The organism is Bradyrhizobium sp. IC4060 (assembly GCF_020193715.1).
GTDB lineage: Bacteria > Pseudomonadota > Alphaproteobacteria > Rhizobiales > Xanthobacteraceae > Bradyrhizobium > Bradyrhizobium yuanmingense.
Window position 1 is genome coordinate 244,980 of sequence record NZ_JADYVJ010000007.1, and the last position, 15,193, is coordinate 260,172.

Annotated in this window: 11 protein-coding genes; 4 read left to right on the forward strand and 7 right to left on the reverse strand. The window is 60.0% G+C overall.

The window, feature by feature from the left end; all coding sequences use genetic code 11:
• Positions 1-188 precede the first annotated feature (188 nt).
• Positions 189-4,385: a cadherin-like domain-containing protein gene (locus I6F16_RS23560; protein ID WP_225174025.1), complete on the forward strand. Its 4,197-nt coding sequence runs from the start codon at positions 189-191 to the stop codon at positions 4,383-4,385.
• Positions 4,386-4,690: 305 nt separating this feature from the next.
• On the opposite strand, the gene I6F16_RS23565 is transcribed toward I6F16_RS23560, so the two are convergent.
• Both I6F16_RS23565 and gmd read right to left on the reverse strand, forming a co-directional pair.
• Positions 4,691-4,930 (reverse strand): hypothetical protein, encoded by a 240-nt coding sequence (locus I6F16_RS23565; RefSeq protein ID WP_225174026.1) that lies wholly within the window; start codon positions 4,928-4,930, stop codon positions 4,691-4,693.
• A 72-nt stretch (positions 4,931-5,002) separates the two neighbouring features.
• Positions 5,003-6,094 (reverse strand): GDP-mannose 4,6-dehydratase, encoded by a 1,092-nt coding sequence (gmd, locus tag I6F16_RS23570; protein ID WP_225174027.1) that lies wholly within the window; start codon positions 6,092-6,094, stop codon positions 5,003-5,005.
• Between the two features lie 226 nt (positions 6,095-6,320).
• On the opposite strand from gmd, the gene I6F16_RS23575 reads away from it, so the two are divergent.
• On the forward strand, positions 6,321-7,733 hold the full coding sequence (locus I6F16_RS23575) for a mannose-1-phosphate guanylyltransferase/mannose-6-phosphate isomerase (protein ID WP_225174028.1): 1,413 nt from the start codon (positions 6,321-6,323) through the stop codon (positions 7,731-7,733).
• A gap of 74 nt (positions 7,734-7,807) precedes the next feature.
• Here I6F16_RS23575 and I6F16_RS23580 read toward each other — a convergent pair whose 3' ends face one another.
• On the reverse strand, positions 7,808-8,353 hold the full coding sequence (locus I6F16_RS23580; protein ID WP_225174029.1) for a transglutaminase-like cysteine peptidase: 546 nt from the start codon (positions 8,351-8,353) through the stop codon (positions 7,808-7,810).
• 1,338 nt (positions 8,354-9,691) lie between these two features.
• Between I6F16_RS23580 and I6F16_RS23585 the strand changes: the two genes are divergently transcribed.
• A complete protein-coding gene (locus I6F16_RS23585) occupies positions 9,692-10,414 on the forward strand; it encodes a hypothetical protein (RefSeq protein WP_225174030.1) in 723 nt (240 codons plus the stop codon).
• Between the two features lie 73 nt (positions 10,415-10,487).
• Here I6F16_RS23585 and I6F16_RS23590 read toward each other — a convergent pair whose 3' ends face one another.
• The 3 genes from I6F16_RS23590 to I6F16_RS23600 are packed head-to-tail and all read right to left on the reverse strand — an operon-like array spanning position 10,488 to position 13,058.
• Positions 10,488-11,063, reverse strand: a complete 576-nt coding sequence (locus I6F16_RS23590; RefSeq protein ID WP_225174031.1) for a hypothetical protein — start codon at positions 11,061-11,063, stop codon at positions 10,488-10,490.
• Complete coding sequence (locus I6F16_RS23595) at positions 11,060-12,214, reverse strand: ERF family protein (RefSeq protein ID WP_225174032.1); 1,155 nt, start codon at positions 12,212-12,214, stop codon at positions 11,060-11,062. Before I6F16_RS23595 ends, I6F16_RS23590 begins: the two co-directional genes overlap by 4 nt.
• Entirely contained in the window at positions 12,198-13,058 is an 861-nt protein-coding gene (locus I6F16_RS23600; protein WP_225174033.1) for a YqaJ viral recombinase family protein, read from the reverse strand. Before I6F16_RS23600 ends, I6F16_RS23595 begins: the two co-directional genes overlap by 17 nt.
• Before the next feature lie 240 nt (positions 13,059-13,298).
• Between I6F16_RS23600 and I6F16_RS23605 the strand changes: the two genes are divergently transcribed.
• Positions 13,299-13,694, forward strand: a complete 396-nt coding sequence (locus I6F16_RS23605) for a hypothetical protein (RefSeq protein ID WP_225174034.1) — start codon at positions 13,299-13,301, stop codon at positions 13,692-13,694.
• 64 nt (positions 13,695-13,758) lie between these two features.
• Here the strand turns inward: I6F16_RS23605 and terL are convergent, their stop codons facing one another.
• Positions 13,759-15,189 carry a phage terminase large subunit gene (gene terL, locus I6F16_RS23610; protein ID WP_225174035.1) on the reverse strand — a complete coding sequence of 477 codons (1,431 nt, stop codon included), beginning with the start codon at positions 15,187-15,189 and terminating at the stop codon, positions 13,759-13,761.
• Positions 15,190-15,193: the final 4 nt, after the last annotated feature.

Sequence of the window (15,193 nt, forward strand, 5' to 3'; positions counted from 1 at the left end):
AGTCACCTAAGGCATACTGGTTTATGTGCCTCCAGCAAGGCATGAGGCGCAAGATTGTCCGAGAACCCCATAAGCTCAACGTTAAGTCAGCGAAGCGCAGGTGAGTTCTAGTTCAATTTGTTTGTATCTGGATAATCGAATGTTTGAGGAAAGTTCGGATCGTCCTGCATCAAACGGCGGGAACACTCATGGCAAAATCGGCAACACCGGCCACCTCGGCGAAGGCTCAGAAGGTCGACTACGCGAGCATTGTAACCGGTACTTCCGGCAACGACGTGCTTTTTGGTGGCAACGGCAACGACTTGTTGACTGGAGCAGCCGGAAGCGACACGTTTGTGATCTCCAAGGGATTTGGTTCCGACACCATTAGCGATCTCACCGGTGGTGCAGGTGGTGACGTACTGCGCGTCGAGAACTATGGCTTTGCAAGTTTCGCCGCCTTCAAAGCTGCAGCGAAGCAAGTCGGGTCTGACGTCGTTATCTCTCTGTCAACGAGCGAATCCCTTAGGCTCAGCAATGTAAAACTGAATTCACTGACCGCCGTGAATGTTCTCCTCCGCGATGACGCCATCAATCATGCGCCAGTGGCGAGCTCCGTGACCTTGACGGCAGGTATCGAGGATGTCGCCTATACGATCAATGCTGCGATCTTGTTGGCTGGAGTCACGGATGTCGATAATTCTTCGCTATCGATCACCTCGGTCACCGTGGCGAACGGTGGTGGCAACATAGTCAACAATGGCAATGGTACTTGGACGTATACGCCGGCGGCGAACTACAATGGACCGGTCAGCTTCAACTACACGGCATCGGATGGATCGTTGACAACAACCTCGACCGCCAGCTTGAACCTTGCGGCGGTCAACGATGCGCCGGCGGCGAAGTCGGTGGCGCTCGCTGCAGGTATGGAGGATACCGCCTATACGATCAATGCTGCGGCCTTGTTGGCTGGAGTCACAGATGTCGACAATTCTTCGCTATCGATCACGTCGGTCACCGTGGCAAACGGCAGCGGCAACATAGTCAACAATGGCAATGGTACTTGGACGTATACGCCGGCGGCGAACTACAATGGACCGGTCAGCTTCAACTACACGGCATCGGATGGATCGTTGACAATGACCTCGACCGCCAGCTTGAACCTTGCGGCGGTCAACGATGCCCCGGCGGCGAAGTCGGTGACGCTCGCTGCAGGTATCGAGGATGTCGCCTATACGATCGATGCTGCGGCCTTGTTGGCTGGAGTCACGGATGTCGACAATTCTTCGCTATCGATCACGTCGGTCACTGTGGCAAACGGCGGCGGCGACATAGTCAACAATGGCAATGGTACTTGGACGTATACACCGGCTGCGAACTACAATGGACCCGTCAGCTTCAACTACACGGCATCAGATGGGTCGTTAACAACAACCTCGACCGCCAGTTTGACCCTCGCCGCGACACAACCGTCGGCTCCAACAAGCGAGATCCTATTTGGAAGCTCCGGCAACGACGTGTTGATTGGAGGCGGAGCCAGTGACCTCTTCGTGGTCGCTAAAGGGTTTGGCTCAGACGTCGTCAGCGATTTCCAAGCCGGCATCGGCGGTGATGTGCTGCGAGTGCAGAACTACGGATTCGCAACATATGCGAATTTGTTGGCGGCTGCCAGACAGGTTGGCCCTGATGCGGTGATAGCACTTTCCAGCACCGAAACCGTGACGCTAAAGAATGTTGCGGTCTCGTCGCTGGTTGCGGCGAATATCCAACTGGACAATCCTCTGCCCTTAAGTGCGACCGCCACCTATGCGCCAGCCGCTGCGGTGACCGGCACGATTTACGGAACCTCGGGAAATGACAAGCTCCAGGCTAGCGGCGCGGCAGTGACTCTCGTCGGTGGCGCCGCCGACGATACCTATATCGTCTACGACCGCAGCACGAGTGTCGTCGAACAAGCTGGCCAAGGTATCGATACGATCTCAGGTGCAAAGTATGACGGCTATAGCCTCGTTAACGCGCCGAACGTCGAAAATCTGACCCTCACCGGGAGCAACTCGGCGCCGGCCACCGGGAACGCGCTTGACAACATCATTATTGGTAACGCCGGCCACAACATGATCGATGGAGGCCTTGGCGACGACGTGCTTACAGGTGCGTACGGCACAGATAGGTTCGTGATCAAAGCCGGAAACGGTAATGATGTCATCACCGATTTTACCGCGGGAGCCGGCGGCGATATCCTTCAGATTAGCGGCGCGAATTTCAAGACTTTTGCCGACGTAAAGGCCGCGATGACGCAAGCTGGCACGGATGTCTACCTTGCGCTCGAGAATGGCGAGAGGATCACCCTTGAGCACGCCGATGTTCAAAACTTTGTACCAGCTAACGTCGATATTGTGATCCCGCTCTCGGGACTTGTGAAGACGTTTGGCGACAATTTCGATTCGTTGTCAGCCGGACAGGACCCCAGCTTGACTTGGCGTACTAGCTACGCGTGGAGCGGCTCAGCGAGCTACCTGCTGAGTGGGGAGCAGGGGGTTTACGTCGATAGCAGCTTCTCCGGTTTACCGGGAACGCAAGCATCAAGCTCGCTTGGTCTCAATCCCTTCTCCATCGAGAATGGTGAGCTGTTGATCACTGCTCAGCCGGTGCCTTCGACCGTCAGCTCATATGTCGGCGGAGCGCAATTCTACACTGGCATGATCTCGAGCGAAAACAGTTTCGTCCAAACTTACGGCTATTTCGAGATGTCAGCCACGTTGCCCAGCACGACGGGAGCCTGGCCTGCCTTTTGGCTGCTGCCGATCAATGGGCAGTACAGCGCCGAGCTCGACGTGTTTGAGGCATTCGGGCAGGATCCGGATCAGGTTCATTGGCAAGTCCACTCGTCGACTGGATCGGCGGCCGCTCCCGGCGCTTGGGCAAATACGACTGATCTTACGTCGGGAATGCATACTTTTGCTGTTAAATGGACGCCGTATGATCTGACGTTCTTTGTCGATGGCGCTCAGATCGCCAAGGCTCCCACGCCTGCAGACATGAACACGGCGATGTACATGATCGCTAATCTCGCTATGGGTGGCTGGGCCGGAGCCGCTGCCGCCGGATCTACCGCGACCCTGACCATCGATTCGATTGAGGCCTACCAACTATCTGAGTACACACTGGCAAATTATACGCTTCTGTCGAGCGGCTCTTCAATTAGCACGATTGCCGGTGCAAGCAGCGCCGACACTCTCGCGGGGACCGGCGGCAACGATCTAATAGGAGAAAATGGTGGCGCCGACCTAATGACCGGTGGTCTTGGCGATGATACGTATATTGTCACGGATGCTAGCGCCCAAATCATTGAGGTTGCGGGGGGCGGGGTTGATACCGCGCGAGTATCGGTCTCCTACACGCTTTCCAACTACGTCGAAAATCTCATCCTGACCGGGGCCGCTACGATCAATGGGACCGGCAACAGCCAAGCTAACATCATCGTCGGGAATTCAGCTGCAAACGTCACCACTGGAGGACAAGGCAACGACATTCTTACGGGAGGTGGTGGTAGTGACAAGTTCGTGGTCAATCTGGGGGATGGATCTGACATCATCACTGATTTTGAAGTTGGGAGCGCAGGTGAGTATGATGTCGTTGCGCTAACGGGCTTCAGCTTTACCTCGTTCAGTGACATCAAATCATCGATGACCCAGGTCGGATTAGATGTCTACCTCGCGTTGACGCCGTATGAGACACTGGTCTTTCGCGGGGCAGCGATTTCCGATTTCGTGAGTGACAACTTCCAGCTTCCGGTAACTCTGCCAAGTAGCGGTACAGCCGCTAGCTACTGGAGCGGCACCCGGGCTGATCAGTACGTCTATGGCACCGCCATGAACGACAATCTCAAGACGGGTGGGACGGGCAACACTCTTGTCGGCGGTGCGGGCGACGACACCTATGTCGTCGGTTCTGCAAATACCATCATTGTTGAGAAACCGGGCGAAGGTGTCGATACAGTTCAGGTGTGGGGTGTTTCGCAGACGCTCGCGCCAAATGTCGAAAATCTAAGCCTGATGCAAGGAGGCTTGAACGGAACGGGGAACGATCTTGCAAATCGAATGGCAGGGTCAAGTGGCAATGACATTCTCGACGGCGCAGGTGGCGATGATTGGCTGTTCGGAGGCGCAGGCAACGATACCTTTGTCTATATCAAGGGCAACGGGCACGATACGATTGCCGACTTCCATGTATATACAAGCTCTGTAGCCGAGCACGACAAACTACTCTTCAAGGGGTATGACGCTAGCGCGTATCTAACCGTTGAAGGAGATGAATGGGCCATTCATTATGCTGGAGGAATTGATAAGTTCACGGTTGCGGGCGTCACGCATCTGGGTGCTCTGGATTATTCATTTGTTACATGAGCGCGCGGTGGATAGATACTGTCGAACGGTTCGTCTCAGTTCGTCCGCTCTCGGCCGGAGACGGGGCCGGTTGTATCTTAGCCGCCGAATGCCTTAACCAGCGTGACAGATCACGAGCCTAGTGCTGAGCCAGCGATCATCTTCGGTTTCAAAGCCTTGAGCGCGCGTCCATTCTGGGCCGATGGCAGTAGTCCTCAAGAGTTCGTAATGATGGCGGCTCCAAAGCTAGGCTGCGGTAAGAACGGTATCAGAACGACAAGCTTCCAAATGGTATAACAGCGTGCCTGGTGGGCCCGATCGCTCGCTCACGCCGAACTCGACATGATCTCAGCACGCGCGGGTGCGGTGTTGTGCTTCCGCCCGGAGGTTCGGCCGCTCTTGAGCTTGCCGTCTGCCAACTCAGCGTGGCACCGGCTCTCCGCGAACATTTCGACGCAGAAGGAGGAAGGCGCGCCGTTGAGCGTCCGGATCGACGCACAATTGAGGCCACGGCACAGGGCAATACGATAGCGCAAAAGAATACCGGCCTGAAAGGCGCTGCTCACGACTGGGTTCTCGTCGGTCGTGAGGCATTCCGGCTAGGTTCCGCTTGGATCGCTCGCCTTGGTCCGCGAAAACTACTCGTGGCGCGGGTAATATCTAAACCCGTGCTGCTTGATGAGCTCGTCGCGCTTCGCGGATTCGAGATCTTCCTTCATCATTTCTCGAACGAGGCTTTCGAACGACGTCTTGGGCTGCCAGCCAAGCTTCTGCTTGGCCTTTGACGGGTCACCAAGAAGCGTCGCGACCTCGGTAGGGCGGAAATAGCGGGGATCGACCGAAACGACACACTTGCCGGTCTTGGCGTCATATCCTTTTTCTTCGACGCCGCTTCCTTCCCAGCGGACCGCCATGCCCACTTCGTTGGCAGCGACATCGACAAAATCTCGGACCGAATGTTGCACGCCGGTAGCGATCACGAAATCCTCAGGCTTGCCCTGCTGCAGCATCAGCCATTGCATTTCGACGTAGTCACGCGCATGTCCCCAATCGCGCAATGCGTCGAGATTGCCGAGATAAAGCCTCTCCTGCAGACCCAAATGGATACGCGCCAAAGCGCGCGTGATCTTTCGGGTTACGAAGGTCTCGCCGCGGACGGGAGATTCGTGGTTGAAGAGGATGCCGTTACAGGCATACATCCCATAGGCTTCGCGGTAGTTGACCGTGATCCAATATGCGTAGAGCTTGGCTACGGCGTACGGCGAACGCGGGTAGAAAGGCGTAGTCTCCTTTTGCGGGATTTCCTGAACCAGACCATACAGCTCGGACGTCGATGCTTGGTAGAACCGGGTCGCCTTTTCCAATCCGACGATCCGCATCGCCTCGAGAATTCGAAGGGTGCCAAGGCCGTCGGAGTTCGCTGTGTACTCGGGTTCCTCGAAGGAAACGGCCACGTGGCTTTGTGCCGCGAGGTTGTAGATCTCGTGGGGCTGCACCTGGCCAACAATCCGGATCAGGCTCGAAGAGTCTGTCAGGTCGCCGTAGTGCAGGCGGAACGGCGGATTGGGTTCGTGCGGATCGAGGTAAAGATGGTCGATACGATCGGTATTGAACAGCGAAGTCCGGCGCTTGATGCCGTGGACTTCATATCCCTTCTCCAGCAGCAATTCAGCGAGATAGGCGCCGTCTTGGCCAGTTACGCCAGTAATAAGTGCACGTTTCTTTGTCATAATAATCTCTAGGTTGGGTACCCGTACGTACTCGAAAGCGGAGGCAATAGGGAGATGGGCTGGACCAAAAAAGCAAGCTTAGATTAACGGCTTGCGAGGTCTGCGGAATAGGCAACAGGCTGTCGTGATAAGGTTATTTCGAATTCACATCCCCCAGTGCGAGTTTGTGCCTCTATAAATGCGATCTCTAATTTATTGAACTGGAATTTGGCGAGGAGCTTGAGATTTGGACAAACGCATAATCCCCCTGATCATGTGCGGCGGTGCCGGCACGCGGCTGTGGCCCGCTTCGCGCGAGGTTCGGCCCAAGCAGTTCCTGCCGCTGTTCGGCACGCGCTCGACGTTCCAGGACACGCTGCTGCGCGTGTCCGATCCCTCTTTGTTCGACCGGCCGATCGTCATCACCAACGCCTCCTACCGCTTCATGGTGCTGGAGCAGCTCGCCGAGATCGGCATCGAGGCCGACGTGATCCTCGAGCCGATGCGGCGCGATTCCGGGCCTGCGATCGCGGCCGGCGCGGTGTTCGCGCAGAACCGCGCCAGCGAGGCGATCGTGCTCGCGCTCGCGGCCGATCACGTCGTGCAGAATAATGCCGCCTTCGTCGCCGCCTGTCGCGAGGGCCTCACCGCCGCGAATGCCGGGCGCATCGTCACCTTCGGCGTCAAGCCGGAACGGCCGGCAACGGAATATGGCTACATCAATCCGGGCGAGGTGATCGCGGACGAGGTGCAGGCGGTTGCGCGCTTCGTAGAGAAGCCGGACGCGGTGAAGGCCTCCGACTACGTCAATTCCGGCCATCTCTGGAACAGCGGCAACTTCATGTTCCCGGCGAGCGTGCTGCTCGACGAATATCGCAGAGTCGATGCGGCAAGCGTCGAGGCCGTCACCAATGCGGTCAACAATGCCGGCCGCGATCTCGGCTTCGTCACGCTGGAGCCCGAGGCGTTCGGCGCGGCCAAGGCGATCTCGATCGACTATGCGGTGATGGAGAAGACCTCGCGCGCGGCGGTCGTGCCGGTGTCGTGCGGCTGGTCCGACGTCGGCTCCTGGCATGCGGTGTGGGAGCTGTCGGAGAAGGACGCGCAAGGCAATGCCGCGCACGGCACCGCCGTGTTCGAGGATTCCCGCAATTGCAACGTCACCACGGATTCCGCGCTGGTCGCGCTCGAAGGCGTCGACGATCTCGTCGTGGTCGCCACCGCGGACGCCGTGCTGGTCTCTCGGCAGAAGGATGCCAACGGGCTGAAGCGCCTGGTGACGAAATTGAAATCGGTCGCGCCGAAGGTCACCGAGGAGCATCTCAAGGTGCACCGGCCCTGGGGCAGCTATCAATCCGTCGACAATGGCGAGCGCCACCAGGTCAAGCGCATCGTTGTGAAGCCGGGCGGGCGGCTGTCGCTGCAGAAGCACCATCATCGTGCCGAGCACTGGATCGTGGTCCGCGGCACGGCGCAGGTCACCGTCAACGAGACGGTGAAGACGGTGCACGAGAACGAGTCGATCTACATCCCGATGGGCGCCGTCCACCGGATGGAGAATCCCGGCAAGATCCAGCTGGAGCTGATCGAGGTCCAGACCGGCTCTTATCTCGGGGAAGACGACATCATCCGGATTGAAGACGACTATCGGCGGGCATGAGAGTTTCTAAAGATCAACAGAGCTGCTCCTTATTCCTACGATGAGAGCGCCAACAACCATGCGGTTGAGGTATGCTAGAAGGCCGCGACCTCCCGCGTCCAACGCTTCGGATCCGTGCCTGACTCGGCACGGACGATAGTGAATCGATTCAACGCATCGACCAGCGGCGTAACCACCGGGCTTAGATTATCAAGCACAAGAATGGCTTTTCCCTCCCGCACAAGTAGCACCAGGTGGTGCTCTCCAGTTGCTTGGATGACGACCTCTGCGAGAAGGAGTGCTGAACTAGGCCAGCCGGATCGTAGCAGCAGTTGGCGCTTGGTGACGGCATAGTCGCCGCAATTGCCTTCGTATGGGAATATCCGCCACTCCGCGTCACGCCGACTTGCGCGCGGATCTTTCGGCGCTATGCCGAAATTCACCATTGAATTGATCTGCGCGAGTTCTCGCCAACGCTGGATTGAGGAGCGGAAATCTCTGATCCTCCGATCATCGTGGTGCTGACAGTCCTCGGGATATTGCATGCAGAACTGCGAGAATGACAGCGGTGGCGTCAGCGCCAGGGACTCATAGCTCGAATAGGCGGGCTGGCTGTAAACGCAATACATTATGGCCAGCATGCGAGTCGCATGTCTGATCATCGAAAGTTCGCCTGACATCCTTGATTGTTAGGCGAAGTATATTGCGGTGCAAAGGAAGCGCTATGACAATTGTGAGGCAATTTATGCCCATTCGTGCATCAGGGGGGCGCGCTCGATCTCAACGGGGTAAAGGTGACCACGGTGCAGTCCGTGGCCTTGAACACTGCAAGATCCAAAGACATGTAAGCCGTCTGCTCCGGCTCTATCACGCCGCCGCTAGAGGCCGCTCACCGAATGAAGCGTCGCCAGCGCGATTCGGCAAAAGGGAAATGGTGGATGACGAAAGCAAAGCACATCTTCATACGCATGCGCGGACGCCAAGCGTGGGTACGAACGCACCAAGAGAGGGCGCGCTGCTTTCATTGCGAGCACGTTCGAGTTGGCAGCCGCCTTCTGTCGTGCTCGCGGCAAGTTGCCGAGCGATCAAGACTTCCATCTGTGGAGCGAACAAGCTGGTCTGCGGTCGATCAGCAAGGATAATCGCGCTCGCTGGTTACTATTGGTCGGCACGTCAAAGCGGCTCGCCGTTTCTTCATGGATAACAAGGACCGGTGGTCATGGCGTAGGTGCGCGGCTCATTTGGTGGGCGGGCCGGTTTCGCAGCCTGCGACACCAGTGGCCCGTCCGGCAACGACAGTCAGGTTGCAAGTTACCGAAGAAACCGTTCGCCTCGTTGCACCTTATTATCGTTACCCTTCCGAAACGAAGAGTTCGCTGCACCATTCAAATTGATCACGCGCGAGCCTGAGCAACGAGCATCCCTGCCGCAGCCTCGACCAGGTAAGACAGCGGGGTTGCTTGATGCGATCGGGGCGATGCAAGCAGTGATCGAGGCATCATCGCTGTCGACGAGTAGGGTCGCGCTCTACTGGCGGGTGGAGCCGGGGAAGCGACCTGCACCCGACCAAGTCCGAGACGCAGCGCATTGGCTGGAAATGCTTGCAGAAGCCCTGGAGAGGGACATTGTGAGCAAGCAGCAGCCTCACTGACAGACGGGCCGAAGGTTGCGAGTGCGATGCTGCTGCTCCGGTGTTGCCTCGCAACCTGCTCGGGACGGGTCTACACCACAGCCACTCGCATGCTGGCACTCGCATGCTTGACGATGGCACTAACTTAGGCCATGCTGGGCATGGTCGTGCGTATGGGTGTCCCTCACCGTTCCGAGCGATAAGATCCGAGACCTGCGCCCAAGGGGCCAACGGTCCAGCATCGAAGCCAGCACAGAGTAGGGCCACGACCATTTCACCTGACATCACAGTTACGTCTCGAGACAGCCTGTCGGCTGTCGCGCAGCGCGTTCAGCGAAGGGAAATGGTCGTGACGAAGACAATAAATGCACAACTTTCCACGCTCGCGCGGAGCGCAAGAAATGCATACGCGCGCACCAAGGAAGCACGGTCGGGCTTCATCTCCGGCACGTTCGAGTTGGCGGCTGCATTCTCTGCAGCGCGCAAGAAATTGCCTAGTGATCAAGCTTTCCACGAATGGATCGACAAAGCTCGTCTCCGATGCGTCAGCCGGGACGATCGTGCCGCGCTGATTTATATCGGCAATCACGCCAAGGCGGCCCGCCAGTACTTCATGCAAAACCCTGACCGCTGGTCGTGGCGGATGTGCATGGCCCATTTGTCGATCCGCGCGCCGGTTTCGCAGCCTGCGAAACCGCTCCCTAGTCCGGCAAGGACCATCAATGTGCAGGTCACTCACGAAACGCTCCGACTAGCTTCGCCGTATTATCGCGGCACATCCGAAGTAAAGCGCCTGCCCGCACCGTTTCGTCTGGTCACCAACGAGACGCATGAACAAGAATACATGACGCCGGCAAAGGCACTTCAGACACACCGGCCGGATAAGGCAATCGGCGCTGTGCAGGCTGTCATCGAGGCGTCATCGCTACCGACGCGTGACATCGCACTGTACTGGCAGATGAAGCGAGGCGAGCCACCATCATCCGAGCAGCTGCGGAAAGCGGCTCAATGGCTGGACCTACTCGCGGATGCCCTTGAAGCGGACCCTGACTGCAAGCAGCGACATCACTGATCGTCGCCCATTGCTATATCTTGGCAGGAGTTGACGCGCCGAAAAGCAAGCGGGGCGCTCGGCAGCGCGATGTTTAGCGCGGCCGGCGCATCGGTGCACTTAGAAGGCGCTGATTCCTGATCTCACGAAGCAGCAACATTCGTTTGGTCTGGGCGGCATTGAGCAAGCCTTCGAACAGACCCAGGACTTCGCGCGCCTGCACGTAGACTTCGGCGGTGATGGCGTCTTGATCGAAGCCGTAGGCGGCAAGCCGCGCGTCGATCTCGGTCGCAGCGATGGGGTCAATCCGCCAGCTCAGCGCATTTTGCTGCGTGTAGGACGCAGCCTTCTCTTCGAAGTCGGGATCGATCCCGGTCATGTCGATGCGCAGCAGTGCCGCCTCGATGGCCTTTTGGCGAGAGGTCTCGAGCAATTTGTGCCTCAACATGCGGTAGCGCTGGATCTCCCAGGACAGTTCGGCAACATCAATGGCGAGCAGCCACTCGATGGCGGATCGGGGCGCAAGGTCAGCGAAGATTGCCTGCCGCAGTGCCAGGTAATGGTCGAGATGCTCACCGGGCAGCAGCAGCGGCGGCGGTGCCAAGGCCGCAAACTCAGCCGGTAGCGTCGTGGCGGTCAGCTCGCGCGCGGTTTGGAAGGGACCGTTCATCGGGATGCGGCCTCCGCGCCCAGGTTTGCGAGGACGGCTGGGGCGCCGACCGCGCTGCCGGTCGGACCGTGGATCGGGCTCGTCGCCCACAGGTCCTGCGCGACCGGCAACGGCGCGATCTGCAGGTTCGCCCACCACGTCCGTTCGTTGCCGTGCCGATGCAGCTCCTCGTGATGGGCGCGGCACAGCGGCACCGTGAACTCATCGCTGACCTTGCGGCCGAGCGCCCGCGGTTGGGCGAATTTCAGATGATGGGCGTCGCATGGGGTTTCCCGGCACACCAGGCAGGGCTGCTCCCGGACAAACAGCAGGTGCGCCTTGCTGCGCTTGCGGGGCGGCTCCTTGGGGAGGGCGAGCCCGGCCTCGGGTGGCGCGGGCTGCAGCGCGGTTTCGGCGTCCGCGGGAGCCGCCGCTGGTGGGCTCGGGGCGCTGTCCAGGACGGCCGGTTGGTCGGTCTGGCTTTCGGCGGGACGCGCGGCGTCCTCAAGCTTGGCCTGATAGGCGGCCTCGACGCGCCGGGCATCCGGCTCCTGCAGGCTGTTCTTCAGCGGGAGGCTCGTCATGGCCCAGCCGAGCAGATCGGTGCTGGCGGGCAGCGCTTCGAGCTGGCGCAACAGCTGCTCCCGGAGTGCGGCGGACTCGCCCGGCCGCAGCACCGGGGGACGGTTGAGAGCGCCCTTGCCGGGCGAGGCCTTGAGGTTGGGGGGTGCGGGTGGACCGGCGACCGTATCCGGGGCGTCCAGATCATCCTCGCCGGCAATCCCGACCAGCGCGAACAGAGCGTAGCGTCGGGCGTAGGTCAGCGCTGCGCCCATGCGATGCGGCGCCTCGATGTCCCGTGCGGCGCAGACCGGCCAGTCCGAGGAGATCCACTCGCCGGAGGAATGGGCGAGCAGGGTGGTGAGGTGGATCTGGCCGGTGGTCTCCTCGACCCGGGTGGTCTGGATGGTGGCGATTTCCTGCTGGCTCAAGGTCTTGCGCACGATGTCGAGGCCGTTCGCCAGCGAGGCGTAGCGAAAGGTGCGGTCGTCATCGCGCAGGAACGGCGAGCGGATCTGAGCGGTCAGGGTCTTTTCCGGGTTGGTCAGTGCGGCTTGCGCGCGGGCCAGCGCCGCCGCGATCGCGCCGATATGCTCACTGGCCTGGTGCATGGACGCGCTCCATCTCAACCGGATCAAAACTGACGGCGCCGGCTTTGGAGCGCTTGGCGCGAACGCCGTGGCCAAACGCCTCCTTGGCATCCTCCGGCAGCAGCTTCTTGAGCTCGGCCTTGGCCAGCTCGTGCTCGGCATGGGCCTCGCGGGTGCGCAGATAGATCGCCGCACATTCGGCCCAGACATTGGACGCGGTCATGTCGACGACCTTGACGGCGGCAAGCCGCGGCCGTGGGGTCTCGATCCCGAACAGCAGCGGTGGCTCGCCGCTCTGCACGCAGCGCCAAAACTTCTTCTCCGCGGTCAGCAGCAGGTGCTGGTAGAGCGGGTCGGCATGCACAGTGATTTCGATCCATTTGCCGCCACCGGTGATGATCGAGAGCACGGCCGCGCGGGCCGCGACCACCCACATGTTGTGCTGCAGCTGCGCCATGTGCTTCTCGGCCGCGGCCTCTTCGGTAAAGGCCCAGGGCAGCATGAACTTGGCCTCGAACACCGCGCCGGTCTGGGCGACGATGCCGTCCAAGGTGGCCGCCATCCAGGAATGGACGGAATGCCGCACCCGCTTCTGGATGTCGGTGATCGCGTGCCCGGTGGCGGCCTGGTACCAGGCGCGGTTGAGCGCCTCGGTGGCAACGCCGAGCTGAACGACCAGGTTGCGGGACAAATCTTGCGGCGCGATCTCGCCGCGCTTTTCCCGCCACAGGCGCAGCAGCGCGTCCTGGTCGTCGCCCATGATGATGCGCGCGTCCGAGCCGCCAATGAAGGCGCGGCGGTCGTGGCGGTTCAAGGTGGTAACGGAGCGGGGCGCCGCGGCGCCGTCGGTTGCAATCGTGGTCACCGGTCTCTCCTGGGTTGACGCGGCTTGCCGCCGCACCGCCAAAACCCCCGCCGCCGCGAGGGGAAAGACCGGGGCCAAGGACCGAAAGGCCGGTCCGGTGATTAACGCTCCTTTCGCGCGGGGATGCCAGTCCTTTCTGCAGTAATTTTGCGGTTCGTTTGGCGACAAAAGCCTTGATGGTTCAGGAGGTTGGAGCGAGCTTTCGGGGACGCAACCCGCCCCCGGCCGAGGAGCTCGGACATGGCCTCAGTTCGACAAATCGAAGCCAATCGCCGCAACGCGGCGCGCAGCACCGGCCCGAAAACGGCGGATGGAAAGACGAGGTCTAGCCGCAACGCGCTGCGCCATGGACTCGCCAGGACTTACAAGCCGGGTGACCCGGCGTTGGCGACGCTGATGGTCGCCATTCTCGCGGGTCTCGGCTGCGAGATTGGATCAGATACCGCAGCGGCTGTTGCGCATGCCAAATGCGAACTATGGCACGTGCGATTGGTCCGCCAGGCGATGTTGGCCGATCTATTGGATGGTCCGGTCGAAGCCATCGGGAGACGGCTCAACGGGCTGGAGCGTTATGAGCGCAACGCACTTGCGATGCAGAAGCGCGCGCTTCGGTCTCTGAAGTCAAAGCAACACTAAGCTTGCGGACCGTACGCGATTGGCTTCGTTCTGCGAAAATAGGCGAAGGCGTGCGAAAAAGACCTCAAATGGCTATGGGAAGCCGTACTCCCCCTCGGCCGACCGAAATGATGTTCAGCTCAAGATCGTCGAAGATGGGGTGATTGGCCGCCCACTTCAGAAATTGCGAGGTGCTGTCGACCTGGTCGTCGTGCTTGCCGTGGGGAAACGCCAGCAACTCCAGCAAATAGTCATCAAGCCAAGGGGCGTCTGCGGGCAGATGGACTTGTCCGGCCTCAATCCTGAACGATTGTGCCGCCATCCGATCGGCCTTGCTGCCTTCCGGCTTGATGCCAAGCGGGCGCGGCATGCCGTTTGGCGTATCGCGTTGCAGGTCCTGTAGCATCGCCATGCCGGGGCCGGCGTCCTCGACTAGAACCGCGTCCGCATTATATCTTGCGGCCAGCGCGGCCACGGCGCGCCGCAGATCGGGATATTGGTGTCGGCCGCGGTAGAGATCTACGAGGTAATAGTCGTTCTTGATCACCCGCCAGGTGGTGCAGACCGAGTAGTCGTTGGCCTGTCCGGTCATCATCGCGGTGTCCCAGCTCTGTACGACATAGCCGGCTGCGGCCGCGGCCGGGAGCTGATCGAAAAAGCGAAACCAGTCGCGCCTGATCAGATTGCCTTCGAGCGGCACCGGCCGTTGCTGGTATTGCGCCGAGAATTGCAGGCTGCCGATTTCGGCCTTGATCCGCTCCAGCACCAGCTTGCTTTCGCGCTGCGGGTGCAACAGATCGCCGGCGCGACGGCGAACGACGCGATGTTTGCCGATAGGGATGTCGCTATCTTCGACCGCGGTGGCCGGCAGGTCGAGGTGCTGCCAGGCGCCCGCTTGCAGCAGATGACCGGCGAGATCGTCTTGGTGCAGGCGCTGCATCACCACGATGATGCGGCCGGTGTCCTTGTCGTTGAGGCGCGAGACCAAGGTGCCGCCAAACCAGTCGGTGACGCGCTTGCGCGCGGTCTCCGATTGCGCCTCCTCCGCCTTGTGTGGATCATCGACGATGATGAGGTCGGCGCCGCGACCGGTCAGCGTCCCTCCGACCGTGGTTGCGTAGCGGCTGCCGCCCGCCGTGGTCACGAGTTCGGTGCCGGTATCCTTAGCCGGGCGCATGGCCGGAAACAGCGCTTGGTACCAGCCCGACTCGATCACCATTCTGAATTGGCGGTGCAACTCGGCGGAAAGTTCGCTCGCGTAGCTGACCACGATGATGCGCCGGCTCGGGTCGTGGCCCAGCAGCCACGCGACGAAAGATACCGAGACCGAAAGAGATTTGAGCGAACGCGGCGGTTGGTTGACGAGAAGACGGCTACATTCGCCATCGTGGACGCGCATGAGCTGATGGGCGATCGCATCGATATGCCAGTTCGACAGATATTCGCTGCCCAGAAAGACGGTGGTGAAGGTCTTGTGGATGAAATACCGCAACTCAGTTCGGAGCAGCGCCGCCACAACA

Coding starts and splice junctions, on each gene's coding strand:
- I6F16_RS23560 (WP_225174025.1), top strand. CDS start 189: ATGGCAAAATCGGCAACACCGGCCACCTCGGCGAAGGCTCAGAAGGTC.
- gmd (WP_225174027.1), bottom strand. CDS start 6,094: ATGACAAAGAAACGTGCACTTATTACTGGCGTAACTGGCCAAGACGGC.
- I6F16_RS23580 (WP_225174029.1), bottom strand. CDS start 8,353: ATGCTGGCCATAATGTATTGCGTTTACAGCCAGCCCGCCTATTCGAGC.
- I6F16_RS23590 (WP_225174031.1), bottom strand. CDS start 11,063: ATGAACGGTCCCTTCCAAACCGCGCGCGAGCTGACCGCCACGACGCTA.
- I6F16_RS23595 (WP_225174032.1), bottom strand. CDS start 12,214: ATGCACCAGGCCAGTGAGCATATCGGCGCGATCGCGGCGGCGCTGGCC.
- I6F16_RS23605 (WP_225174034.1), top strand. CDS start 13,299: ATGGCCTCAGTTCGACAAATCGAAGCCAATCGCCGCAACGCGGCGCGC.